The sequence below is a fragment of the Duganella caerulea genome (assembly GCF_040362985.1).
Taxonomy (GTDB): domain Bacteria; phylum Pseudomonadota; class Gammaproteobacteria; order Burkholderiales; family Burkholderiaceae_D; genus Rugamonas; species Rugamonas vulcania.
In genome coordinates this window covers 601,895-626,689 of record NZ_BPWJ01000005.1, presented here as the reverse complement: position 1 = coordinate 626,689, position 24,795 = coordinate 601,895, and the positions used below count along the sequence as shown (strand labels likewise).

Below are 24,795 nucleotides of genomic sequence, written 5' to 3'. Positions count from 1 at the left end.
CCTTAACTCACCGACAGCGAGTGCGCCATGGCCCTGCCAGCAGTCTTGCAAAACCTTTCCCTTCCCGTCATTGCATCGCCGATGTTCATCGCCAGCGGCCCGGCCCTGGTCGCGGCGCAGTGCAAGGCCGGCATCGTCGGCTCCTTCCCGGCGCTGAACGCGCGTCCCGCGGAAATGCTGGACGTGTGGCTGACCGATTTGCAAAAAGAGCTGGCCGACTTCCAGGCTGCCAATCCGGGCAAGCGCGTCGGCCCGATCGCCGTCAACCAGATCGTGCACCAGTCGAACGACCGCCTGGCGCATGACGTGGAAGTCTGCGTCAAGCACCAGATCCCGATCATCATCTCGTCGCTGCGCGCGCCGCCGAAGGAGATGCTGGATGCGATCCACAGCTACGGCGGCATCGTCATGCACGACGTGATCTCGATCCGCCACGCCGAGAAGGCGCTGGAGGCGGGTGTCGATGGCCTGATCCTGGTGGCCAGCGGCGCCGGCGGCCATGCCGGCACCTTGTCGCCGTTCGCGCTGGTGGGCGAGGTGCGCAAGTTCTTCAAGGGTCCGATCGCGCTGTCCGGCTCCATCGCGACCGGCGACGCGATCCTGGCGGCGCAGGCCATGGGCGCGGACTTCGCGTACATCGGCTCGCGCTGGCTGGCGACGCAGGAATCGAACGTCAGCGACGGTTATCGCGAGGCGATCGTGGAATCGTCGGCGGCGGACATCGTGTATTCGAACCTGTTCACTGGCGTGCATGGCAACTACCTGAAAAAATCCATCGTCGCCGCCGGCCTGGATCCGGACGCGCTGCCGCAGGCCGACAAGAGCTCGATGAACTTCGGCTCGGCCAGCGCCAAGGCCTGGCGTGACATCTGGGGCGCAGGCCAGGGCGTGGGCCTGATGGACGACGTGCCGACCACCGCCGAGATGGTGGCGCGCCTGAAGCGCGAGTACGACGCGGCCCGCGCGCGGTTGGCGCTCTAACTACTGTTTGACCGTCAGGCTGCCGCGTGCAGCCTGTTTGCCGCGCACCCAGACGGTGTCGATGCTGTCGTAGGCGCGGATATCGTCCAGCGGCGACATCTTCATCAGCACCAGGTTGGCGACCTTGCCCGCTTCGATGGTGCCGACCTGCGCGTCGATCTTGAAGGTGCGGGCGTTGTTGATGGTGGCCGCCTTGAACAGCTGCGCCAGCGACAGCCCGGCGTTGTGCAGGTCCTGCATCTCCAGGTAGCCGTTCAGGCCGGGGATGTTGCCGTAGGTTGGCGAGGATGGCGTGTCGGTGCCGAATACGAAGTTGGCGTCCTTGCCGGCCAGGTAGGCCACCACTTGCTGCTGGCGGCGCAGCGGCACTTCCATTCCCTTCAATGCCTCGGCATCGGTTTCGTTTTCCGCCAGCTCCTGTCTGAACCATTGGCCTTCGGGTGTCTTGAGCCAGGCCAGCATGGACGGCGGCAGCAGCTTGGCCAGCGCCGGGTTGTTCAGGTAGGCCGGTTCGAAGTAGGCGTTCATGCCATTCAGGACCTGCATCGTCGCCTGGAAGCCGATGCGGCGCTCGGCGATCTTGTCCAGCAGCTGCTTGATCTCGGCCGGCAGTTCCTTCTCCTTGTCCATACGGCCCCAGTTCCACATGCCGTGCGCCAGCACGTCGACGCCGCCGTTGACGGCGAAGGTCTGCGCCTCGAACGAATTACCGTGGGTGACCAGCACCAGGCCGTCCTTGCTGGCGGCCGCGCGCACGTCCGCGTACACGGCGGGGCTCATCACCGGCAGGTTGTGCATGTTGCCGAAGCCGTGTTCGAAGTGGGTCTTGACGCAGATGGCGCCGTCGGCCTTGACCCGCGCCACGCCCTTGGCCGGGGTGTAGTCCTCAGGCTTGAACCTGGCGGGGATCTTGTCCGCCTGCGCCGGATCGTAGATAAAGTTGGAGAACATCTCGAAGCGCGTCTCCGGCGGCAGGTAGGACGCCGGGTAGCCGTTGGCGAACACCAGCGGCGCGCCGCAATCGTAGACGTCCGGGTGCAGCGGCGCGGCTTTTACGCGGTTGATGAGTTGGCGGTCGACGGCGGCCAGGTCGATCACCGTGGTGTAGCCGTAGTAGAGGAAGGAGCGCGGCAGCTGCGCGAAGTATTCGGCGGCCATGGCCTTCTTCTGGTCGGCCTGCTCGAAGCTCATGCCGGGGATGGAGAACAGGTGGACGTGGGAGTCGATCAGGCCGGGCGTCAGGTACTGGCCTTTGCCGTCGATGCGGCGCGCGCCGGCCGGGGCTTTCTTGCCCGCGCCGCGTTCGACGCGGACGATGCGTTCATCTTCGATCAGGACACTGCCGGTTTCAATGCGGTCCAGCTTTTCCGGCGACATCAGCTTGACGTTGGTGATCCAGGTCTGCGCCGCCCAGGCCTGGGCGCAGAAGAGGAGGGAAAGGCTGGCGAGAATGCGGGTGGTTTTCATGCGTGGCTCCGTGTTGTGAGAGGTCCAGTGTGCTGCCGCGTACCGTGTTTTGCGTCTCAAATGATGATTTGGCACCTGCTACGCGGGCGTTCTGGCCTGGTCGCGGAATTCGCCTGGCGTCATGCCGGTCTGTTTTTTAAATACGCGGTTCATCGCGCTTTTACTGTTAAATCCGGCCAGTATCGACAGATCGAGGATGCTGGCGCTGGCCTGTTCGGGGTCGTGCAGGGCCAGTTTCAGCGCGTCCACGCGGTGGCGGTTCAGGTAATCGGCGAAATTGCCGCCGCAGTTCTCGTTGATCAGCTGGGATAGTTCGTGCGGCGTCATCGCCACCTGCGCGGCCAGGTCTTCCAGCTTCAACTCGCCGTTGCGGTAGGGCTGGTCCCGCGTCATGCAGTCGGTCAGGCGGGCGAGGAAGGCGTCGCGGTCGGTGGTGGACAACTGCTTGCTGGCGTAGCGCTGCTTGACCGGCGCCGGCGGCGGCAGCGCGCGCGGACGATAACCCAGCGGCAGCCGCATCGCCGTGATGGCGGTCGCGAACACGAACACCATCAGTGAGATGCCGTCCATTGCGTCGCCGGATAGTGGCGTTTCCACGTCCAGCACTGCCATCGCCAGCGCGACGATGCTCAGCGCCGCGCTGACCAGCCATGCGCGCATCAGGCGCCGCAGGTCGCGCACCAGGTCCGATTCGGCCGGCACGCGGCGCACCAGCAGGAAGGTGGCGCGGATGTAGGCCAGCAGAATCGCCAGCTTGGCCATTCCCGCCACGGCCATGTACCAAGGCCAGCCGTCCCAGTGGTGCATCCACGCCAGCTTCTGCTCGGCCGAGCGCAGGTAGAACGGCGTCATCGCCAGCGTGGCGGCGGCGAACGGCGCGAAATGCAGCAGCGCGCGGCGGCCCAGCGGCTGGTCCGACAGCATCGCGTGCAGGTAGAGATATTGAAGCGGCCCGACGGCCAGGCCGAGCGTGACGATGGCCAGCGCGCTGTGCGGATACTGCTGATACAGGTGATTGAGGCCCAGCCAGTTATGGCCGATGATGGCCGCGAACACCAGCAGCAGCGCGGACAGCAGCCGGTTAGCGGTACGCATCTCCGGCTGGCGCACGCTGAGCAGCGAGGCCGCCATCAGGAAGGCCTGGCCTATCGCCAGCAGGAACAGCCACGAAAGTATCAGATTGAACATTCCGTCGATGGTCGCATTTCTGAGGGAGAAAGAAACATCATACCCTGCTTGCATATCGCGGCAGCAGGGCTTGGATGACCAGGATGGCCGTCGTCATTCGCGTTCCCTGGCGAAGTCCACGAGGTCCTTTGGATAGACAATGTGGTCACGGAAGCTGCTGTCGTTGATGTTGTAGAGATAGACAATGGCGGCGGCCTCTATTGCCCAGTAGCCGAAATAGCTGCCACCTTCTTCCGTCATTTCCAGATGGCTATCATGCCACGGTGCCTTGCTCATCGATTTATACCAAATCTTTAGGTACTGCTGCACCTGCTCTATTTTTTCTTCGGAACTTGCCAAGTCAGTTGCGCTGAGGAGGTGCAGGTAGGGCAATTGATGATACCAAGCGTCCAAGTATGGACGATCAGGTAAATCATGGCTGACAAGTTCCTCATACATCGCATCTTGCCCGTCATAGGCGGAATTGGCGATTAAGGAATGAATGCGCGATATCAGTTCGCGTCGATGCAGCAATATGGCCAAGCCAAGTAGCTGAAGAATTCTTTCAAAATCTTCGATTTCTTGGAAGGCGAATGTGGAAAAATCCTCTTTTTCCTGAAAGTCTCGCTTGTATTTAGCGGATTTCTCGTAGGCCTCGACTACGCCGACGAGTTCATCCCGCAATACATCTAGCGATTCACCGCCTGTGTATCGAAGCAAGAAGAGGTCGAAAGTTTGACTTGCGACATCTGCTGCAGCGAGCGATCTTGCGAGTGCTTTCGTTTCTATGTCAGGAGCTAAATTATGCTTCCAATATTCAATTGCCTCTTTTATCGAGCCACAAAAAACCGAAAAATAATGTTCGCTTAAAAATCGCTGTCTACGTTTTTCATGAAATTGCATAAGGTTTATCCGAGAATTTTCCCGACGGGTAAGTGGCTGGTTTGAGGCGCGCATTGACACCGGCGGTGCTTATTTATCCAGCTTTCTTGCATAGTCCACCAAGTCTTTTGGATACACGATGTGATCGCGAAAACTGCGGTCATCCAGATCCAAAAGATATACTGCCGCTGCAGCTTCGATGGCCCAATAACCAAAATAGCCGCCCCCGTCTTCTCTCATGTCTAAATGACTGTCGTGCCAAGGCGCTTTTTTCATCGATGTGTACCAAGTTTTCAAATATTTTTCCAAATCGGAAATACTTTCTTCTGGCGTGTCGCGATAAAAGCTGTTGATGATGTCGCGATACGGCTTGTCGTGGTACCACTCATCGACATCGTAACGACCTTCAAGTTCATAGGAAAACAAGTCCTCGTAGAGCGTATCTTTCCCTGCAAATGCGCCGTCAAGCATTGCAGCTAATCGTGGCAGCAAGTCACGGCGATGCAGCAAATAACAAAGGCTAATGAGCTGAATTGCGCGTTCGTAATCGTCTATTTCGGCAAAGCGAAATGGCGGAAAATACGGCCTTTTTGTATACTCCCGATCGAATTTAGTATATTGCTCGTAAGTCTCGATGACTTTCGAAAGATCGTCACGCAAAATGTCTAAAGATTCACCGGCCGTGTAGTTCAAAAAAAAGTTCTTGCATGTGCTATCAGCGATTGCTTCTGAAACACGGCTTCGATCCTCAGCATCGCTATCAGAAGCATTAAGAACCTCCAATAGTCCCGGAATGCTTATATCAATAGTATGTTGAATGTCCAGCTGATAATATCGTTCGTCCAAAAATCGCTGTCTGCGTTTTTCATGAAATTGCATAAAGTTTATCCGAAAATTTTCCCGACGGGCAGGCAGTCGGTCTGGGGCCAGGGGTGGTTATTTATCGAGCTTTCTTGCGTAGTCCACCAAGTCTTTTGGATACACGATGTGATCGCGAAAACTACGGTCTTCCAAGTCCAAAAGATATACTGCTGCTGCAGCTTCAATGGCCCAATAACCACTATATGCGCCGCCGCCCTCGCTAGTATCAAAATGGCTGTCGTGCCATGGTGCTTTCTTCATTGACTGGTACCAAATCTTCAGATATTTTTTTATATCTACGATACTTTCTTCTGGCGTGTCTCGATAAAAGCTGTAAATCAGGTCGCGATACGGCTTGTCGTGGTACCACTCATCGACTTCGTAACGGTCATCGAGTTCATAGGCAAACAGGTCTTCATAGAGCGTGTCTTTGGCCGCAAACGTGCCATCGAGCATCGCCGCTAATCGCGGCAGCAAGTCACGGCGATGTAGCAGGTAGCATAGCCCAATAAGTTGCATCGCGCGTCCGTATTCGTCGATTTCGACAAAGCGAAGAGGTGGGTAATATGGATCGCTCGAATATGCCCGTTCGCATTTTGTATTTATTTCGAAAGCTTCAATAACTTTGGTAAAATCATCGCGCAAATTTTCTATCGGCTCGCCGCCGGTGTATTTGAGGATAAAAAGATCAAATGTTTGATTCGCGACTTCCACAGATGCCAATGCACGACCAAATGCTTCTGAGCCGGCATTGGCGGGTATATGATCACGCCAGTACAAAATAGTTTTTTCTATGAAATTCGTAAAAAAATTATAGTAGTGTTCGTCTAAAAATTGTTGCCTTCTTTTTTTATGGAACTGCATGTTGTGCGCCCTAGCAGGAAGCGTATTCCGTACTCAATTATCAAAGCAAGGTCTATTTTACTGGTGAAATGGGGGCGGTAATTAATCGGTACTCCGTTGCCAGATGGTCACGCCATACATTGAATCGGCAGATACCGGCATAATGTCACCTTGTTCAAAATGGCGAAGGCTATCCGGTATGGCAGGGGTAAACCAGTAACCGGGTTGGGGGCATGATTTGCCACCTTCAACCCGCAGTTTTTCGGGCACTAAAGATGGAGGTACGACTTGTTTATCGAACTCCCTTGCAAAATCCGCTAAGTCTTTGGGATAGACAATGTGGTCACGGAAACTGCTGTCATCGATATTATAGAGATAAACAATTGCGGCAGCCTCGATTGCCCAATAACCAAAATAGTCGCCACCATCTTCTGTCACGCCCAAGTGACTATCGTGCCAAACAGCCTTTTTCATAGACGTGTACCAAACCTTCAGGTACTTCTCCATCTGAATAATCTTTGCTTCTGGACCTTCCTCGTCCGTCGCATTGAGAAGATGCAGATATGGTAATTGGTGGTACCATGCATCAAGAAACGGACGGTCCGGTAAATCATGTCCAATCAATTCTTCATACATTGCATCTTTGCCGTCATAGGTGGAGTTGGCGATTAAAGAATGGATGCGTGGAATGAGTTCGCGCCGATGCAATAAAATAGCTAAACTAACAAGTTGGATGATTCGTTCAAAATCGTCTATTTCTTGAAATCCGAAAATTGGTGCAATGGAGCTTTCTGCATACTCACGATAATATCGTGCAGCACATTCGTATGCCTCAACAACCGAAATAAAGCTATCGCGCAAGACTGCTATCGAATCGCCCGCCGTGTAATTCAAGAAAAAGTTCTTGCATGTGATATCCGCGATTTCCTCTGAAACGCGACTCCGATCCTCTGCGTCGCTATCAGGGGCGTTAAGAATTTTCAATACGCCCGGAATACTTATGGTAATAGCGTCTTGAATATCCTTTCGGAAATACTGTTCACTCAGAAATTGTTGTCTGCATTTTTCGTGAAATTGCATAAGGCTCACCTGAAGAATTTTGATGTTGGGCAGATATGCAAATCATTTTTTAATAAAACGAGAAATGCTCAGTTTTCTGCTGGCTTAGTGGGAGGTAATTGCTCAGTACTCCATTGCCAGATGGTGGCCCCATACAGGGAATCTGCGGATACAGGCATAACCTCGCCTTGTTCGAAATAACGAAGGCTGTCGGCAATGGCAGGGGTGAACCAGTAGCCTGTTTGGGGGCATGGTTTGCCCCCCTCGACACGCAAATTTTCACGCACTGAGGATATCGCAGGCGGTTGCTTATCGAGCCTTCTGGCGTAGTCCACCAAGTCTTTTGGATATACGATGTGATCGCGGAAACTGCGATCGTCCAGCTCCAAGAGATACGCTGCCGCAGCGGCTTCAATCGCCCAATAGCCAAAATACGCGCCGCAACCTTCTGAGCTCATGCTCAAGTGGCTGTCGTGCCATGGCGCTTTTTTCATAGACTTGTACCAAGCCTTCAAATATTTCTCAATATCCTGAATGCTTTCCTCTGGCGTGTCGCGATAAAAGCTATTAATGATGTCGCGATAGGGCGCATCGTGGTACCACTCGTCGACTTCGTAACGATCCTTGAGTTCATAGGCAAACAAGTCCTCATAGAGCGTATCTTTGCCGGCAAACGCGCCGTCAAGCATTGCCGCTAATCGTGGTAAGAGGTCACGGCGATGTAGAAGATAGCAAAGGCCAATGAGTTGCATTGCGCGCTCGTAATGAGCTATTTCGGCGAAGCGCAGAGGCGGAAACGCTGAGTCATGTTGATACTGTCTAACATATTTAGTTGATTGCTCATGAACCTTTATAACTTCGGTAAGGTTTTCCCGCAACACATCCAGCGATTCGCCCGCGGTGTAGCTCAATAAATAATTTGTAAATGTATAGTCGGCGATCGCTGCTGACACAAGACTGCGGCCTAGTGCATCATTACTTGGATCGTGTAACTCGCGTGACAATTCCGCGTGCGCAGTAGTGATAAAAAAAGCCGTGGTTTTTTCAAAGGCTGTTTCATTTAAGAATTGCTGCCTACGTTTTTCATGAAATTGCATAAAGTTTACCTGATTAAAATCGGTGTTAGATGCGGAATTGTTCTATGGTTCAAGTTCTAAACCAAGTTTAGTATGTTTATGATTAACAGCCGCCTTTACTTCTTGTTCGTCGTGCCGATGCGTTGATGGTATATCGTGATCAGCATGTTTCTCGTGTTTCTCTGGTTCATTCTCAAGCAACGCCTTCTCATGCGCTGCGGCTGAAGGTAGATAAAATGGCGTATAGAATAGATGGCGAGAGTAGACTTTCGTTCGTTTGCTAGTTATTTCGAGGGCAATTGCCTCATCCTTAACTGCACTGCGGATATTCATTGAAATCCACTCCTGACTCATCTGCACAAGCGGTTGCCCAGCATTACTCTTCGATGTAGTTGACGCGACAACGGCCGGCGCCGCACGCTTCGGCTGCACTTGCTTACCGCCACCCGAGGGCTTTCCATTCCCATTGCCTTCTTTCCCACCTGGTTTTCCGCCCGGTTTGCCGCTTGGTTTTCCCGCCCCAGCGGAATCGCTGCCCTGACTTGTATCCGGCTCCAATAATTCCTCAGACTTTGGCAGCGCCCTGTCTTTGATTTGCCGGGCATTGTCCAGCAGCTTGCCTTTCACGCCTGGCTTACGGGAGGGGTTTTTCGGTGCCTTTCCCACGATCGACGCCTTCGATTCCACGATCGCATACGGCTTGCCGCCATTGTGCGGGTCTCCCATTTGCACTTTCCACACGCCGTCAATCCCCGTGCCATGCGCTTTCAGGGCGAACAATGAATTGAGCCGGGTCGCTTCGTTCAGTTTGCCAGGGAAGGTCTTGCTTGGCTTTTCCTCCCATTCGCCTTGCGTCCCCATGTCGTGTCGGCTCCACCCCCTGCCCCAGCCGTATTTTTCATACAGAAAATAATCGGTAATATGCTCACCTACAATGCCAGTCACGGTCTTGGTCACACCTTCGGCGACGCTGCTGCCGAGCGGGGCACTCTCTGTGTTGTTCGATGCGGTAAGCATAGGCGCGTTGTGGCCGGCTTCGGCGACTTTGGGATCTTTCTTGTCCGGCTTCTTTTCCGCCGGATCGACCTTGCCTTGGGGGCCGTTGACCCGCGCCGCATTGTTGCGTTGCTTGGTCTTCCAATGGGCCAACTTGAGTGTGACAAGCATTACCATGGCCGGCAACTGGGCGCGCACCGTGCTCATGCAGGTGCTCAAGGCGAGCCGTCCTTCGGCGGGCAGGTCGTCGTAAAGCCACGAACCTTCGATCGCGCTCTGGATTGTACCCAATTGGCTTTTCAGGCCGACCGCATCGAATAACTTGTCGAGCAGGACTTCCGGACTGGTGTGGATGCCGACTTTGTCGCAGACCATCCGCAGCACGTCGAACAAAATCGGGGCAAAGCGCTCGGGATGCTTGTTGACGATGCGGATCGTTTTCTTGACCCCGCCGCCCGCGCCCGGTATCCAGCCCACCAGCGCCAGGACCAGATCGAATTTGGCCTCCATCTGGTCTTCCGCCGACGTGCTGTTGTGGAGCGTCATCATGCATGTGATGGTGTCGTAGACATTGATCGCTTGGCCCAGGAAGGGGACGAGTCCGGTGGCTACGGCGACGCTGATCTCTTCGATGGCACTGGCGATGGCCGCGCTGTCGGTTTGTGCCTCGCCCGCTTCAGGTGCGGTGGTCGCAGGTGCGTCGCTCATTGGATATCCCTTCCAGCCATGTTGTACAGCAGCGATTCGACATCTTCCGGATCGATGGAATGGCCGTGTTTTTTCAACTCGTTTAGCACGTTTTCCAAGGTGGTCTTTCCAGCGTCTTTGACGCTATCTGGTGTGTACGGTGCAGGGTCTTCTCCGAAATAGACCTTGACCGCGCCCTGCGGAATGTTTTCCAGGCGGGCGTGGCCTTTGGCGTCCAGCTTGCCGACACGTGCGGTACCGTCAGCGAATTCGGCACGGTAGGCGCCGCCTGCGACAGGCGTCAAGTCCGGCCAGTGAAGGTTGAATTCGACGAAGTTCTTGATTTGGTCAGCCTTCGGCAGCGGTGGCAGGACGGGAGCGGAGGACGCGGGCCCAGCCAGTTCCTTCATGCTGGCCTTGAACGTCATCGTCCCCGGCCCGTGAATCATGATGTCGCCGCCTTCGAGCTTGATGTAGGCGCCTTGGGTGGTCAGCAGCACATGCTCCTTGGCCGCGACGGACACGCTCTTGGTGGTGCTCGCCACCGTGATGGCCTTGTCGGCCGTGATGCGCGTTTCGTCCGACTGGCTTTGGCTGGAGACCTTGCCGCTGGCCGCGTGCAACCTGATGCCCGTTTCCTGGTTCGGCTTGTCCTTGCTGTCGGCCTTGCCATACGTGAACAGGCTGATGCCGCCCTTGACGGCATACAGGCTGTTGCCCTGGGCCGCAAAGTTGATGTCCTGGCCGGCCGTGATGCTGCTGGTGTCGCCTGCGCTGATGACCACGGCGGCCGGCGTGGTCGCCGTGATGCCGGCAGGGCTCGACAACTGCAGATGCGCCTCGGCGTAGGCCGTTACCTCGCCAGCGCCGCCGGCACCATCGCCGCTCGCAGCATTGCCGCCCGTCGCTTCGATGACGGTGCCGCTGTGCGCCATCTGCGCGATCGACGGCAGCTTCTCGGGCGCGGGCTCGGCTTGGCCCTTGTCATCCTTGAGCATGGCATTGTGCTTTTGCGCCGTTGTCGCAAGCGCCGTCTGCAATTGCAGGCTCTGGTCGATCTGCGTCTTCGCCTCGCGCGAATCGAGTTGGCTGCCGTTGGCATTGATCCGCGCGTCGGCCGACAGCAGCAGGCCGGAACCGGCGCGAATGGCGGCGCCGTGCTCCGTCTTGAGCTCGGCGCCGAATCCCACAGGGTTGAGGCGCTGGTTATCGGTCTGGTGCCGCAAATGGCCCATGTTCAATTCGGCCGTGCCCTGGTGACGATCGGCGTGGCGCTGCAGTGCCACGCGCGGCTCTCCGGCCGTGTCGTCAAATACCAGCTGGCTGTACGCACCGCCGCCGTTTTGGCTGGTGCTCATCGCCTGCGTCTTGAAACCCGACATTACAGCCGGATGCGCATGCGCGCCGGCCTCGCCCGGGAACCATGCCGGTGCGTTGCCGGTCGAAACGCCCGCGCCCTGTGCCACCTGGTTGTTCTGGGCGTCGTCCTGGCCTTTGCCGTTGTACAGGCTTCCAATGACCACGGGGCGGTCGATGTCGCCGTCAAGAAAATCGATCACTACTTCACTGCCGACGCGCGGCACGGCGACCGCGCCCCAGTTGGCGCCCGCGACCGGCGCCATCGGCGTGGCGATGCGCACCCATGTCCCTGACTTCTCGCTTGCTGGCGCACCCGCGTGGCCGTCGGGCGATGGATGGTTCAGGCGGCTGTGGCTCAGGTCGTTGTCGCCCGCGCCACGCTGCCAATGAAACTGCACCTTGATGCGATGATCGCGGTCCGTGTAGGTGGTCGCGCCGGCCGGTCCGACCACGATGGCGGTCTGCTGCCCGCGGACGGTGGGGCGGGGATTCAGAAGTTGGCCATGCCCATCCTGCCCGCTGCTGCGGTAGGGCGTCTTGCTGCGGATGGCGTCGATACGGTTGCGGTAGACGGGACGTTCGCCCTTCTCCGTGCCCACCGCATGCAGACTGTGTTTGCGCTCCTTCTGGATCAGGGCATCGAGCGCGCTCTGGCCCAGTCGTTCGGTGATTTCTGTTTTCGCCTCGCTACTCAGGTTATTGTGGGCGAGGTGCACCACGCGCACGATGACAAAGGTACGCGCATCGTCGCCGCCGGTGGCACTGGCGGCGTCGAGCTGCGCCTGTCCATTGAGTGTAAAGGTCGTGCCGGCTGAGAGCGTGCGCACGGTACCTGCACCGGTGTGCGTTTCACGCATCGCGTCCAGTGCCTGCATCTGGTTGTCGGCGATGCGCTGGCCCTGCTCACTCGACTCGTAAGCATATGCGCCGGGCGTGTCGCGGCTGACCAGCGGATTCCCGCCGTCACCATCGGCACTGACCGAACTCACCGGTCGCGATCCAGTCGTGCGGTAGTCCCAACTCGACAGCTCGATGGCGTTCGTTTGCTGGCGCACACTGGTGCGCCAGCGGTCCATGCTGTCCTCTTTCATTACCGCGCCAGGCTGCGTGAAATTGATCGTGGCCTGAGCATTGGGTTTGAAACTGCCATTGTGGTCGGCGATGACCATCGTGTGGGAGCCGAGGGTGGCGCTTTCGGCATTGCCGGTGTGCTCGAAGTAGTAAAACAAGCCCTCTTCCCGCATCAGGCGTTCGGCAAAGGCCATATTACTTTCCTGATACTGGCAAGTCAGCGATCTGGTCGGATACGCGTCTCTGTCAAGTATGTCGTAGCGCCACGCCGGCACCAGCGGCCCCACATTCTGCCAACCGCCGAAGATCGCATCGAGGATGTCGAATACCGTTTTGTCCTGGAATATTCGGCTATCGCGGCCATGAGCCAGGAACGCGTACCAGGGGCCAATGGTGAAAACGTAGCGCGCGAAGCCGCCGTCGGCACCGGCCCATTCAGCCGAAGTGATGTGGCCATGGAACGGGCGTTTGTCATCGCGACTCGTGGCCGTGAGCAGTTCAAGCAGGGCGGGCTGCCCATGCAACGATTTGAGAGTGATCCCCGCGTCGGTCGAGAGCGCCGTGACCTTGAATTCATAGCACTCGCTCAGTCCTTCTTCGCCGCGGAAGCATTCGGCAAGAAGCTTGTCGCGGCCAATCGGCGTGCTGAACGTAAGCACGCGTGTATCTTGAGTGAAGCTGTTGAGCAGCGCTGACATGGGGGATGCTCCAGGGACGCGAATCGATCGCATCTTGATAGTGGCGGCGAAAAAGCCCAAGCCGGTATTAGATCACAGAAATGTTATCTATATTGCACGATTGAGCGATCGAGCTTGCTCGGGCCTCCTGGGCGGCCGGCGCGGATGATGACAGGTCAGTCGGCGTCCTGTAACTCTATTCGTTGAATCCAATTCGTGATCGTCGAGGTGCCATCCTTCTGTCGCAGCACCTTGGCGCTGCCGCAAAAATTATTCTGTTTGCCATACAGGCAAAAGTTTAATTCCCGCGTGCGGTCGGCGTGTGGGGACGGCACTTCGTCGATTAGCGACATGTGCCCCTTGGCGTTCTTCCCGCGGATGGATTGTACTTTTACTTCCGGAGCCGGATTTTCAAATCCGGTCGGCGCCGATTTTGGCAGGCAGCTGAGGTTCAGCCGGAGGGATTCCGGTGACGCGCCCTCGAATTTTATGACACACGCGGGACTGTCCGGGTCGAAGTTGGGGATAGTCCGTTCATGCGATTGAACAGGCTCCGCCTGCAGGCAGCCACAGACGTCCACGCCAATCAGCAGCACCACCAAACAGGTTTTTCTCATTTCTGGCCATTTCCCTGATAGAGCCCAATCCGAGTTTTGATGATGGTAGTCCCGGCGCCCCGAGTTAGAGGCGTGGAAGCGCGAACACCCGGACGGCATCCGCAAGTTCGTCGACGCATACGGCCTGCGGCCGTAAGGCTTAGTTCTCGGTCTGGATCGCCCACAGGCCTGGCAGGTTGCGCCAGTAGCCGTATGCGTCCATGCCGAAGCCCACCACGAAGCGGTTAGGGATGGTGATGCCGACGATGTCCGCCTTGACCGGCTTGGGCTTGCCGATCGCCTTGTCGGCGAAGACGGCCAGCACCACTTCGGCTGCGCCCATGTCCAGCAGGCGCTGTTTGACGTGGGCCAGCGTTTCGCCTTCGTCCAGGATGTCGTCCAGCACGATGACCACGCGGCCGGCCACGTTCGAACGCGGCACCACTTTCCACACCACTTGTCCGCCCTGGTCGTCGTCGCCGTAGCGGCTGACGTGGATGTAGTCGAATTCGAGCGGGAAGGTCAGCTGCGGCAGCAGGTTGCCGGTGAAGACCACCGCGCCACCCATCACGCCCAGCACCAGCGGGAAAGCGTCGCTGTCCGGTTGGTTGAAGCGGGTATTGAGGGTATCGGCCATCGCGGTGACGGCGTGGTCGACGTCTGCCTTGGTGAACAGCTCTTCCGCGTTTTCCAGCAGGGCGCGGGCGCGGTTGTGGTGGAAGTCTTGCATGGTCTTCTTCGGCTTCTAAAAACGGGTGGTAAGTTCGCTATTATCCGCCATATCCCGCCGCACCGCATGCCGTTGGTTTTCCGCCACAACGAGCTACTTGTAATCGCGGATGTCGTCGATCACCTTGCCGTCGTTGGGCAGGCTGCCGATGGCGGCAAACCGCACCTCGCCCCGCAATTTGGTCAGGTCGCGTATCGATTCGGTGATGGCGACGGCGCTGCTGGCGCTGGACGGATCGGCCACCTCGCAGTGCAGCGTCATCACGTCGTGCGCCATCTGGCCCGACACCACCAGCCGCGCCTTGACGATCTCGGGATGGCGGCGGGTGACGTCGTGCACCTGAGACGGGTGCACGAACATGGCGCGCACCTTGGTGGTCTGGTCGGCGCGGCCCATCCAGCCCTTGATGCGGGTGTTGGTGCGGCCGCAGGGCGATGGTGGCACGTCGGTCAGGATCGCGGACAGGTCGCCGGTGGCGAAGCGTATCAGCGGATAGTCCGGATTGAAGAGCGTGACCACCACTTCGCCGATCTCGCCGTCCGGCACCGGATCGCCGGTGCCGGGGCGGACGATTTCCAGGATCAGGTCCTCGTCCAGCACCATGCCGGGATCGCGCGTGCCGCCGCTCCGGGTTTCATACGCGATGCTGCCGATGTCGGCCGATGCGTAGCATTGCAGCACGTGTGGCACGCCATGCTCGACGAACCAGTTGCGCAGCGATTCGGGCAGCGCCTCGGCGGACATCAAGGCCTGCCTGATGCTGCCGATGTCCGCGCCCAGCTCCTGCGCCTTTTCGATGATGATCTTCAGGAAGGATGGCGTGCCGATGTAGGTATCGGGCCGCAGGTGGCTGATGGCCTGCACCTGCAATTCGGTCTGGCCGGCGCCGGCCGGTATCACGGCGCAGCCGATGCGCGCGGCGCCGCCTTCGACCATGAAAGCCGCCGGCGTGAAGTGATACGAGAAGCAGTTCTGCAGCAGGCCTCCGGCGCGCACGCCTGCCGCGTACATCGGCCTTGCGAAACGCCACCAGTCCTGGCCGCGTCCCTCGGGATCGAAGATCGGACCTGGCGACATGAACACCCGCGACAGCTGGCCGACCGGCGTGGTATTGAGGCCGCCGAACGGCGCCTGCTGTTTCTGTAATCCGTGCAGCTCGGACTTGCGCGTCACCGGCAGCGTGGCCAGCGCGGCGCGACTGTTGATGTCGGCGGCGTTCACATCGTGCAGGATGCGCGACCAGCCGGCGGCCGCCTTGGCACGCGCCACCAGCTGCGGCAGGCGTGACATCAGCTCGCGTTCGCGTTGTTCGGGCGAGCGCGTTTCCAGACTGTCGAGTGTATCGGCCATGGTTGTTTATCCTTGTATCTCGCGTTGCAGCTTCTTGGTAAGTTTGCCGAACACCAGTTCATAGGAACGCGTCAGCAGCTCTTTGGCTTCGGCGTCGTTGAGGGTTTTCAAATCTTCGACGCGCACCCACTTCGCGCGCGCCAGGTAGGGCGCGGGGATGATGCCGGGGCGGTCGGTCAGTTCCAGGAAGCGCTCGTCCTCCACCTTGAAGCTGATGGCCTTGGCCTTGTCATCCAGCTCGGTGACCGCGAACATTTTCGTCCCGACGGAGAACACGACGTCCGCGCCCCACTTGGTATCCTCGGCCGCGCCGGGGAAGGTGCGGCACAGGGCCTTGGCCTGCTTGATGTTCATGCTTTGTTGTCCTCTGTTCCTCAGGCCAGCCAGCGTTTGCGGCGGCGGTAGAATTTCATGTCGCGGAAGCTCTTGCGGCCGGCGCCGGAAACGCCGAGGTAGAACTCCTTGACGTCTTCATTGCTGGCCAGTTCGGAGGCCGCGCCCTCCATCACCACGCGGCCGTTTTCCAGGATGTAGCCGAAGTCCGCGTAGCGCAGCGCGATGCTGGTGTTCTGCTCGGCCAGCAGGAAGGAGACGTTCTCCTTGCTGTTCAAGTCCTTCACGATGCCGAAGATCTCGTCGACGATCTGCGGCGCGATGCCCATCGACGGCTCGTCCAGCAGGATCATCGACGGCTTGGCCATCAGCGCGCGGCCGATGGCGCACATCTGCTGCTCGCCGCCGGAGGTGTAGCCGGCCTGGCTGGCGCGCCGCTCGCGCAATCGCGGGAAGTAGTGGTAGACCTTCTCCAGCGATTCCTTCAGCTCCCCCCGCGATGCGCTGCGGGTGTAGGCGCCGGTGAGCAGGTTCTCTTCGATGGTCAGGTGGCCGAAGCAGTGACGCCCCTCCATCACCTGCGACAGGCCGCGCCGCACCAGCTCATTGGGCGTGAGCTGGTCGATGCGTTCGCCCTTGAACTGGACTTCGCCTTTGGTGACGTCGCCCCGTTCGCCGCGCAGCAGCGTGGAGATGGTTTTCAACGTCGTGGACTTGCCGGCGCCGTTGGCGCCCAGCAGGGCCACGATCTTCCCCTGCGGGACTTGCAGGGACACGCCCTTGAGCACCAGGATCACGTGGTCGTAGATCACCTCCACGTTATTCACGGACAGGTAGGGCGCTGCGGCCGGAGCGGCCGCTGTGTTGGCGGCGGTGGTCATTTTGCGCAGGCTGGCGTGATTTTTTTCTCGGCCGCGTAGGCTGCGGAGCTTTCCTCCAGCAGCTTGCGGGTCAGCGCCTTGTCGCCGACGATCCAGTTCGGCGTGATGGCGTTCCACTTCTTGCCGTCCCATTGCTGGACCTTGACCGCGCCCGAGCCTTCATGGTCGTCGCAGCTGGTCTTCACCGGCGGCAGCATGCCCAGGGCGCCGATGGCTTTCTGGCGCGCCTCGTCAACGTTCAGGTGCTCCAGGCCCCAGCGCATTTGCTCGCCGGTGACGGGTTTGCCCTTGCCGAATTTCTCCTGCGCGGTGCGCATCGCCTCCACCCACAGGATGGCCGCGCTGACGCCGCGCATGTGGTACACGGAGCCGATGCGGGTGCGGTCGGCCAGGTTGCCCTTGCCGGCGTCGTAGAGTTTTTTGTGGATCTCGTCCATCACCGGGTAGTTGCCAGGCGTGTTGAAGGTCATCGCGCTGTAGCCTTTGGCGGCGTCGCCGGCCGGCACCGTGTCTTCTTCGGAGCCTGCCCACCACACGCCCAGCAGCTTCTCGCGCGGGATGCCATTGCGCTGCGCGGTCTTGATGGCGACCGCATTCATCGAGCCCCAGCCCCACAGGATCACGTGGTCGGGATTGGCCTGGCGGATCTGCAGCCACTGCGATTGCTGCTCGGTGCCCGGCGGCGTGACGGGAATCTTGACCAGGTCGAAGCCGTACTGCTTGGACAAGGCCTCCAGCACCGGCAAGGGTTCCTTGCCGAACGCCGAGTCGTGGTACAGGTAGGCGATCTTCTTGCCTTTCAGCTTGGCCATGCCGCCGTCCTTGTCGCCGAGGTATTTGATCATCGCGGCGGCCTGGTTCCAGTAGCTGGTAATCAGCGGGAACACATAAGGGAAGACCTTGCCGTTGGCGGCGTCCGAGCGGCCGTAGCCGATCATCGTCATCGGGATTTTATCGACGGCCAGGCGATCCAGCACGCCGTAGGCGACGCCGGTGGACAGCGGCTCGACCAGTGTGGCGCCGCCGTTCTTGGTCTTCAGGCGCTCGTAGCATTCGACGCCGCGCGAAGGGTTGTATTCGGTCTCGCATTCCTCCCACGAGATCTTCACGCCATTCACGCCACCCGCCAGATTGACCAGGTTGAAGTAGTCGATGATGCCGCCATAGAAGCCGGAACCGCCCGCCGCATAAGGGCCTACGCGGTACGAGGGCAGGGCGACGTATTGGTCCTGGGCCCATGCGGGGATGGATGCCGCCAGTGTGAGACCAAGTACCAGGGATGCGATGCGTTTCATTGTCTTCTCCTCCAGGTTATTGTTGTTTGCGTTCAGTGCGGGAATGGCCACAGACGCAGTTTCTCTTTACCGATTTGCCATAAACGCGCCAGACCGTGGGGTTCCACGATCAGGAAAAATACGATCAATGCGCCGAACACCATCAGCTCCAGGTTGGAGGCCACGCTGGTCGGCAGCGCCAGGCCGTGCGCGAAGATGTTCAGGAACACCGGCAGCAGCACGATGAAGGCCGCGCCGAGGAAGGAACCGAGCACCGAACCTACGCCGCCGATGATCACCATGAACAGGATGCGGAACGACAGGTCCAGGTTGTAGGCTTCCGGTTCCACCGTGCCGAGGTAGGCATACGCATACAGCGCGCCGGCCACGCCGCAGTAGAAGGAGCTGACGGCGAAGGCCAGCAGCTTGGTGCGCATCAGGCGGAAGCCGATCACTTCGGCCGCCACGTCCATGTCGCGCACCGCCATCCACGAGCGGCCCACGTTGGAGCGGATCATGTTCTTGGCCAGCAGCGCCATCACCGCCACCACGCCCAGCACCAGCAGGTATTTGCGGCTTGGCGTGTCGAACTGGTAGCCGAGGATGGCGATCTTCTGCGCGGTGATCACGCCCGAGGTGCTGTAGTTGGTCAGGTAGGGGATCTTGGTGAGGCACCACACCACGAAGAACTGCGTGGCTAGTGTGGATGCGGCCAGGTAGAAGCCGCGTATCCGCAGCGACGGCAGGCCGAAGGCGATACCCACCATCGCCGCGCTCAAGCCGCCCAGCACGAAGGCCAGCAGCACCGGCAGGCCTGGCAGGCGCGCCAGGAAGTTATACGAGGCGAAGGCACCGACCGCCATGAAGGCGGCGGTGCCCAGCGACAGCTGGCCGGCGTAGCCGGTGAGGATGTTCAGTCCCAGCGCGGCCAGCGAGAAAATCAGGAAGGGGATCAGGATCGCCGACAAGGTGTACGGCGATGCGAACAGCGGCACCACCACGATCGCCACCGCCAGCAACGCGAACAGCGCGATGCGGTCCTGGAGGATGGGGAAGATCTGGCTGTCGGCCTGATAGCTGGTTTTGAATTGTCCTGCTTCGCGGTAGAGCATAGGTTGTACCTTTAGCCTCTCAGATTCTGCGGATGATTTTTTCGCCGAACAGGCCTTCCGGCCGCACCAGCAGGAACAACAGCGCCAGCACGTACGGGAACCAGCCTTCGATGCCGCCGCCGACCAGCGGGCCGATATACACCTCGGCCATTTTTTCGGAGGCGCCGATGATCAAGCCACCGACGATCGCCCCCGGCATCGACGTGAAGCCGCCGAGGATCAGTACCGGCAGCGCCTTCAGCGCCACAAAGGTCAGCGCGAACTGCACGCCGTTGCGGGCGCCCCACAGCAGGCCGGCCACCAGCGCGACCAGCCCGGCCACCGCCCACAACACGGCCCAGATGCGCTGCAGCGGAATGCCGACGGCCAGCGCGGCCTGGTGGTCGTCCGCCACCGCGCGCAGGGCGCGGCCCACCTTGGTCTTCGAGAACAGCAGGGCCAAGGCGGTCACCAGCAGCCCGCAGACGGCGGCCGCCATGATGTCGAACTGCGAGACCATGATGTTATATTTGGTCATCAGGTATTCGGACGGCACGTCCTCGATCGGCAGTTCCAGCTTGTGCACCTGCGAGCCCCACACCAGCTGCGCCAGGCCTTCGATGAAAAACGCCAGGCCGATGGTTGCCATGAACAGCGTGATCTCCGGCTGGTTCACCAAAGGCCGCAGCACCACGCGCTCGATCGCCATGCCGAGCAGGATCATCACCACGATGGTCAGCGGTATCGCCACCCACAGCGACACACCGAATTTGTCGACGATGCCGACGCAGGTGAGCGCGGCGAAGAACACCATCGCGCCCTGGGCGAAATTGAAAACGCCGGAGGCCTTGTAGATCAGCACAAAGCCGATCGCCACCAGTGCATACATCACGCCGGACAGCAGGCCGCCGATCAGCACCTCAAAGAAAAAGTTCACGTTCATTCGCAGGCCTTTCCGAGGTAGGCGTTGATCACGTCCTGGTTGCAGCGGATGTCGTCGGGCGTGCCGTCGCCGATCTTCTTGCCGTAGTCGAGCACCACCACGCGGTCCGAGATGTCCATCACCACGCCCATGTCATGCTCGATCAGCACGATGGTGGTGCCGAATTGGTCGTTCACGTCGAGGATGAAGCGGCACATGTCCTGCTTCTCTTCCACGTTCATGCCGGCCATCGGCTCGTCCAGCAGCAGGATCTCCGGCTCGGCGGCCAGCGCGCGGCCCAGCTCCACGCGCTTTTGCAGGCCGTAGGGCAGGCGGCCCACCGGCGTCTTGCGGATCGCCTGGATCTCCAGGAAGTCGATGATTTCCTCGGCCTTGACGCGGTGGGCGATTTCCTCGCGCCGCGCCGGGCCCCAGTACAGCGCCTGCATCAGGAAGTTGGACTTCATCTTCAGGTTACGGCCGGTCATGATGTTGTCGAGGACCGTCATGCCCTTGAACAGCGCGATGTTCTGGAAGGTGCGGGCGATGCCGGATTTGGCGGCGGCGTGGCAGTCCATGTTCTTGCGGTGCTCGCCGCGGTAGATGATCTCCCCCAGCTGCGGGCGGTACACGCCGTTGATCACGTTGAGCATCGAGCTTTTGCCGGCGCCGTTCGGGCCGATGATGGCGCGGATCTCGTGCTGCTTCACGTCGAAGGAGATGTCGGTCAGCGCCTTCACGCCGCCGAACGACAGCGAGATGTTCTTCAGGTCGAGGATCACCGGGCCGATCTTGCGGCGGCCGGGATCTGCATCCGCCCCGAAGTGGGTGTCTGGTTCGTTCATTTGCATGGTGGCTTCCTTCATTTCGACCTATGCCGCTGCCTGGATGGCAGGGAAGGTCTTGCAGGACTCGATCTTCAAGTCCGCCGCCACCAGCCCTGTACGGCCGTCTTCGAACTTGACCTGCGTTTCGATGTACTGCGACGGCTTGCCGGTGTAAAGCGCTTCGATCAGCACCGCATACTTCTCGGCGATGAACTTGCGGCGCACCTTGCGCGTGCGGGTCAGCTCATCGTCGTCGGGGTCGAGCTCCTTGTGCAGCACCAGGTAGCGGTGGATCTGCGTGTCGCTCATCATCGGCTCGGCCGCGAGGTCGGCGTTGACCTGCTCGATGCAGTCGCGCACCAGGCCATATACCTGCGGGTGCGCGGCCAGGTCGGTGTAGCCGGAATAGGCGATGCTGCGGCGTTCAGCCCAATTGCCCACGGCTTCCATGTCGATATTGATGAAGGCGCAGACCTCGTCGCGCTTGTCGCCGAACACCACCGCCTCTTTGATGAAGGGGAAGAACTTGAGTTTGTTCTCCACGTAGTTGGGCGCGAAGATGGCGCCGCCGTTCATCTTGCCGACATCCGCCGCGCGGTCGATGATCTTCAGGTGGCCTTCGTGGTCGAACAGCCCGGCGTCGCCGGTGTGGAAGTAGCCCTCGGCGTCGATCGCTTCGCTGGTTGCGTCCGGGCGCTTGTAGTAACAGTCCATCAATGTTGGCGACCTGACCAGCACCTCGCCATTGTCGGCCAGCTTGACCTCGACGCCGGGGGCCGGCAGGCCGACGCTGTCGAACTTGATCTGGCCGTCCGGCTGCAGGCAGATGTAGGCGCAGGTTTCGGTGGAGCCGTAGAACTGCTTCAGATTGACGCCGATGGAGCGGTAGAAGCGGAACAGGTCCGGCCCGATCGCGGCGCCGGCCGTGTAGGCGACCCGCACGCGTGACATTCCGAGCACATTCTTCAACGGGCCGTAGACCAGAACCTGACCTAGCGCATAAGCCAGGCGGTCCCACAGCGGCACCGGCTTGCCGTCCAAAATCGCCGCGCCGCTGCGGCGGGCCACCGCCATGAAGTGATGGAACATGCGGCGCTTGATGGCGCCGGCGTCCTCCATCCGTATCATCACGGTGGTGAGCATGTTCTCGAACACGCGCGGCGGGGCGAAGTAATAAGTAGGGCCGATTTCGCGCATGTCGGTCATGACGGTGTCGCCGGATTCGGGGCAGTTGACGGTGAAGCCGGCCGTCATCGCCTGCGCGAAGGAGAACAGGCAGTCGCCCACCCAGGCCATCGGCAGGTAGGACAGGATGTCTTCTTCGTCGGTGAGGTGCTCGAAACCGACGCCGCCGGTGCCGGCCGCGATCAGCGCGGAATGGGTCTGGCACACGCCTTTTGGCTTGCCGGTGGTGCCGGAGGTGTACAGGATGATGGCGTTGTCGCTGCCCTTGCCGGCCTTGATGGCGTTGTCGAACATGCCGGGATTGGCCTGGTCCCAGGCGCGGCCGATCTCCTGCAGGCGGGCGAAGGACAGCAGGCCTTGCTGGCGATAGTGGCGCATGCCGCGTTCATCGTCGTAGGCGACGTGCTCGATGTGCGGGTACAGGCTTTGCAATTCCATCAACTTGTCGACCTGTTCCTGGTCTTCGACGATGGCATAGCGGATCTCGGCATTTTCCAGCACGTAGGCCATGTCGGCGGCCGGGGCATCCTGGTACAGCGGCACGGGCACGCCGCCGAGGCATTGCGCCGCCAGCATGGACCAGTAGAGGCGGGGGCGGTTGTCGCCGATGATGGCCAGGTTCATGCCGCGCTGGAAGCCGATGGCGGCCAGGCCGCAGGCCAGCGCCCGGACTTCATCGTTGACCTGGGCCCAGGTCCAGCTTTGCCAGATGCCCAGGTATTTTTCCCTGAAAGCGGGTTTCCCTGGGCGGAGCCGGCCATGAGCCAGCAGCCAGCGCGGGAACGTCTCGTTCTGTGTATGCACCAGTGTCTCCTGTTGCTATTTGCTCGTACTTGTTAAACTTCTGATACGGCAGCCTTTTTATGTGATGATATTAGCTTGCCGCCGACAGTCAGGTTGTCTTTTCGGCGACATTTGACGGAACTTTCCATGGTGCGTTGCAATAATGCCTAATCAACATCAAATTACCCTCAAGGAAGCGCTGCGTACGGCGATCTGGGCCCAGGGTCTGACGCCGGAGCAAATGGCGCGCGTGGAGGCCGAGACCTTTGAAACCTTTGTCCCGAAGGGCGGTTATGTTTGCCGCAAGGGGGAAATGGTGGAGCATTGGCTGGGTATTATCGAGGGCATGGTGAAGATGACCAATTTCTCGGCGGCGGGTAAAAGCGTGTCATTTACCGGTGTGCCGCCGGGGGGCTGGTTCAGTGAAGGTTCGCTTTTAAAAAGAGAACTCCTTAAATATGACGCGATGGCTTTGCGCGACAGCCGTATTGCGCGCATGCCGCTTTCCACCTTTCATTGGCTGTTGGAAACCAGTTTGCCATTTACGCGGTTTTTATTAATGCAGCTGAATGAGCGCTTGGGGCAGTTTATCGGGATGGTGGAAAATGACCGTTTATTAAATCCCGATACCCGTGTGGCGCGTTGTCTGGTTTCAATGTTTAATTCCCATCTTTATCCGGGATTGGAAAAGCTGGTGCAGATATCGCAGGAGGAATTGGGCCTGCTGTCCGGCGCTTCGCGCCAGCGCGCCAATCAGGCATTACAGCTGCTGGAGAAACAAGGCTTATTAAGTCTTGATTACGGCGGCATCCGCATTCTCGATCTTGAAGGCCTGCGCCGCTACGAGGCCTGAGTCCCCTCTTTGGAACGATGAAATCCCGACCTAGGACGTTTCGCCCTCAAATCATGCCAGTTTTTAGCGCGTTTGAGCTAAAATCCAGCGCGGGAAGGGCGGATTTGCGCCATGCGCACGAATCGAGCAGCTGCTAAATGCCGCGTCGTCGTTGCTGAGCAGGAAAGTGAACGGGAATATCGGGAGCGCGCGTTTTACGAATAACGCGGCGATTAAATCATTATGCTGCGTTCCGCTGCTTTTCTAGCCAGCGGTCGTGCATTTCCTGCATGGCAAGCCAACTCTCTGGTGAACTTCCCAGTGCGGTTGCCAAGCGTTGAGCCATTGAAGCGGTCACTCTTCCACGGCCGCTTAAAATGCGGTTTAACGTTGACGGCGCGACGCCCAATTTCTCGGCACAACGCCGGCCGCTGATTTTCTGCGGTCGCAGATATACTTCCAGGATGAATTCACCGGGATGAAGAGGATTATGCATATCCATCAATGATAGTCCTCATAGTCAATTGCGTAGGCATTGCCATTATTAAATTCAAATGTCACACGCCAGTTACCGCTGACGGCGACGGACCATCGGGATGGCAACATTCCTTTCAGCACGTGCAGATGAAATCCGGGCTTGTCCATATCCGTGATGTTTTGTGCTGCCTGTAATGCCGTCAACAGCACTTGTAGCCGTCTTGCTTGCCAAGGCTGTATTCCAGCGTGATTGCCGGTTTCGAAAAACCGCCGCAGTCCTTTATGCTGGAACGAGACAATCATGATCACTATAGCTTTCGAAGCATTGCGGAACAAGCAGAGCCATTAAAGCATTTTGCAAGCTTGCTCATGTGGTGGCAGATCAAGC

Annotated in this window: 23 protein-coding genes; 2 read left to right on the top strand and 21 right to left on the bottom strand. The window is 59.1% G+C overall.

The window, feature by feature from the left end:
- The first annotated feature begins 27 nt into the window (after positions 1-27).
- Complete coding sequence (locus ACUJB0_RS18585; protein ID WP_161095119.1) at positions 28-981, top strand: NAD(P)H-dependent flavin oxidoreductase; 954 nt, start codon at positions 28-30, stop codon at positions 979-981.
- Here the strand turns inward: ACUJB0_RS18585 and ACUJB0_RS18580 are convergent, their stop codons facing one another.
- The 19 genes from ACUJB0_RS18580 to ACUJB0_RS18490 form a co-directional block, all read right to left on the bottom strand.
- The gene (locus ACUJB0_RS18580; protein ID WP_444846485.1) at positions 982-2,448 is read right to left on the bottom strand and encodes an amidohydrolase family protein; all 1,467 of its coding nucleotides are present in this window, start codon (positions 2,446-2,448) and stop codon (positions 982-984) included.
- 78 nt (positions 2,449-2,526) lie between these two features.
- Complete coding sequence (locus ACUJB0_RS18575; RefSeq protein WP_444846484.1) at positions 2,527-3,636, bottom strand: helix-turn-helix transcriptional regulator; 1,110 nt, start codon at positions 3,634-3,636, stop codon at positions 2,527-2,529.
- A gap of 93 nt (positions 3,637-3,729) precedes the next feature.
- Entirely contained in the window at positions 3,730-4,518 is a 789-nt protein-coding gene (locus tag ACUJB0_RS18570) for a PoNe immunity protein domain-containing protein (protein WP_444846483.1), read from the bottom strand.
- Positions 4,519-4,587: 69 nt separating this feature from the next.
- Entirely contained in the window at positions 4,588-5,376 is a 789-nt protein-coding gene (locus ACUJB0_RS18565; protein WP_444846482.1) for a PoNe immunity protein domain-containing protein, read from the bottom strand.
- A gap of 57 nt (positions 5,377-5,433) precedes the next feature.
- Entirely contained in the window at positions 5,434-6,222 is a 789-nt protein-coding gene (locus ACUJB0_RS18560; RefSeq protein WP_444846481.1) for a PoNe immunity protein domain-containing protein, read from the bottom strand.
- Between the two features lie 81 nt (positions 6,223-6,303).
- The gene (locus ACUJB0_RS18555; RefSeq protein ID WP_444846480.1) at positions 6,304-7,281 is read right to left on the bottom strand and encodes a PoNe immunity protein domain-containing protein; all 978 of its coding nucleotides are present in this window, start codon (positions 7,279-7,281) and stop codon (positions 6,304-6,306) included.
- 68 nt (positions 7,282-7,349) lie between these two features.
- Positions 7,350-8,357 (bottom strand): PoNe immunity protein domain-containing protein, encoded by a 1,008-nt coding sequence (locus ACUJB0_RS18550; protein WP_444846479.1) that lies wholly within the window; start codon positions 8,355-8,357, stop codon positions 7,350-7,352.
- 42 nt (positions 8,358-8,399) lie between these two features.
- A complete protein-coding gene (locus ACUJB0_RS18545) occupies positions 8,400-10,040 on the bottom strand; it encodes a hypothetical protein (RefSeq protein ID WP_444846478.1) in 1,641 nt (546 codons plus the stop codon).
- Positions 10,037-13,147: a type VI secretion system Vgr family protein gene (locus ACUJB0_RS18540; protein ID WP_444846477.1), complete on the bottom strand. Its 3,111-nt coding sequence runs from the start codon at positions 13,145-13,147 to the stop codon at positions 10,037-10,039. The genes ACUJB0_RS18545 and ACUJB0_RS18540 overlap by 4 nt, the downstream gene beginning before the upstream one ends.
- Before the next feature lie 155 nt (positions 13,148-13,302).
- Positions 13,303-13,743, bottom strand: a complete 441-nt coding sequence (locus ACUJB0_RS18535) for a hypothetical protein (RefSeq protein ID WP_444846476.1) — start codon at positions 13,741-13,743, stop codon at positions 13,303-13,305.
- 139 nt (positions 13,744-13,882) lie between these two features.
- Complete coding sequence (locus ACUJB0_RS18530; protein ID WP_444846475.1) at positions 13,883-14,452, bottom strand: hypoxanthine-guanine phosphoribosyltransferase; 570 nt, start codon at positions 14,450-14,452, stop codon at positions 13,883-13,885.
- A gap of 93 nt (positions 14,453-14,545) precedes the next feature.
- A complete protein-coding gene (locus ACUJB0_RS18525) occupies positions 14,546-15,802 on the bottom strand; it encodes a phenylacetate--CoA ligase family protein (protein ID WP_444846474.1) in 1,257 nt (418 codons plus the stop codon).
- A 6-nt stretch (positions 15,803-15,808) separates the two neighbouring features.
- Complete coding sequence (locus ACUJB0_RS18520) at positions 15,809-16,156, bottom strand: MmcQ/YjbR family DNA-binding protein (protein WP_444846473.1); 348 nt, start codon at positions 16,154-16,156, stop codon at positions 15,809-15,811.
- A gap of 20 nt (positions 16,157-16,176) precedes the next feature.
- Complete coding sequence (locus tag ACUJB0_RS18515) at positions 16,177-17,016, bottom strand: ABC transporter ATP-binding protein (RefSeq protein ID WP_444846472.1); 840 nt, start codon at positions 17,014-17,016, stop codon at positions 16,177-16,179.
- Positions 17,013-18,311, bottom strand: coding sequence for an ABC transporter substrate-binding protein (locus ACUJB0_RS18510; RefSeq protein WP_444846471.1), 1,299 nt, complete (start codon positions 18,309-18,311; stop codon positions 17,013-17,015). Before ACUJB0_RS18510 ends, ACUJB0_RS18515 begins: the two co-directional genes overlap by 4 nt.
- 32 nt (positions 18,312-18,343) lie before the next feature.
- Entirely contained in the window at positions 18,344-19,402 is a 1,059-nt protein-coding gene (locus tag ACUJB0_RS18505) for a branched-chain amino acid ABC transporter permease (RefSeq protein ID WP_444846470.1), read from the bottom strand.
- A gap of 19 nt (positions 19,403-19,421) precedes the next feature.
- On the bottom strand, positions 19,422-20,318 hold the full coding sequence (locus ACUJB0_RS18500) for a branched-chain amino acid ABC transporter permease (RefSeq protein ID WP_371875089.1): 897 nt from the start codon (positions 20,316-20,318) through the stop codon (positions 19,422-19,424).
- A 2-nt stretch (positions 20,319-20,320) separates the two neighbouring features.
- On the bottom strand, positions 20,321-21,154 hold the full coding sequence (locus tag ACUJB0_RS18495; protein WP_161085106.1) for an ABC transporter ATP-binding protein: 834 nt from the start codon (positions 21,152-21,154) through the stop codon (positions 20,321-20,323).
- Positions 21,155-21,175: 21 nt separating this feature from the next.
- A complete protein-coding gene (locus ACUJB0_RS18490; protein WP_444846512.1) occupies positions 21,176-23,122 on the bottom strand; it encodes an AMP-binding protein in 1,947 nt (648 codons plus the stop codon).
- A gap of 139 nt (positions 23,123-23,261) precedes the next feature.
- On the opposite strand from ACUJB0_RS18490, the gene ACUJB0_RS18485 reads away from it, so the two are divergent.
- Positions 23,262-23,951 (top strand): Crp/Fnr family transcriptional regulator, encoded by a 690-nt coding sequence (locus tag ACUJB0_RS18485; protein ID WP_444846469.1) that lies wholly within the window; start codon positions 23,262-23,264, stop codon positions 23,949-23,951.
- A 220-nt stretch (positions 23,952-24,171) separates the two neighbouring features.
- On the opposite strand, the gene ACUJB0_RS18480 is transcribed toward ACUJB0_RS18485, so the two are convergent.
- Both ACUJB0_RS18480 and ACUJB0_RS18475 read right to left on the bottom strand, forming a co-directional pair.
- Positions 24,172-24,432 (bottom strand): HigA family addiction module antitoxin, encoded by a 261-nt coding sequence (locus tag ACUJB0_RS18480; protein ID WP_444846468.1) that lies wholly within the window; start codon positions 24,430-24,432, stop codon positions 24,172-24,174.
- Positions 24,432-24,710, bottom strand: coding sequence for a type II toxin-antitoxin system RelE/ParE family toxin (locus ACUJB0_RS18475; RefSeq protein WP_444846467.1), 279 nt, complete (start codon positions 24,708-24,710; stop codon positions 24,432-24,434). Before ACUJB0_RS18475 ends, ACUJB0_RS18480 begins: the two co-directional genes overlap by 1 nt.
- Between the last annotated feature and the right edge of the window lie 85 nt (positions 24,711-24,795).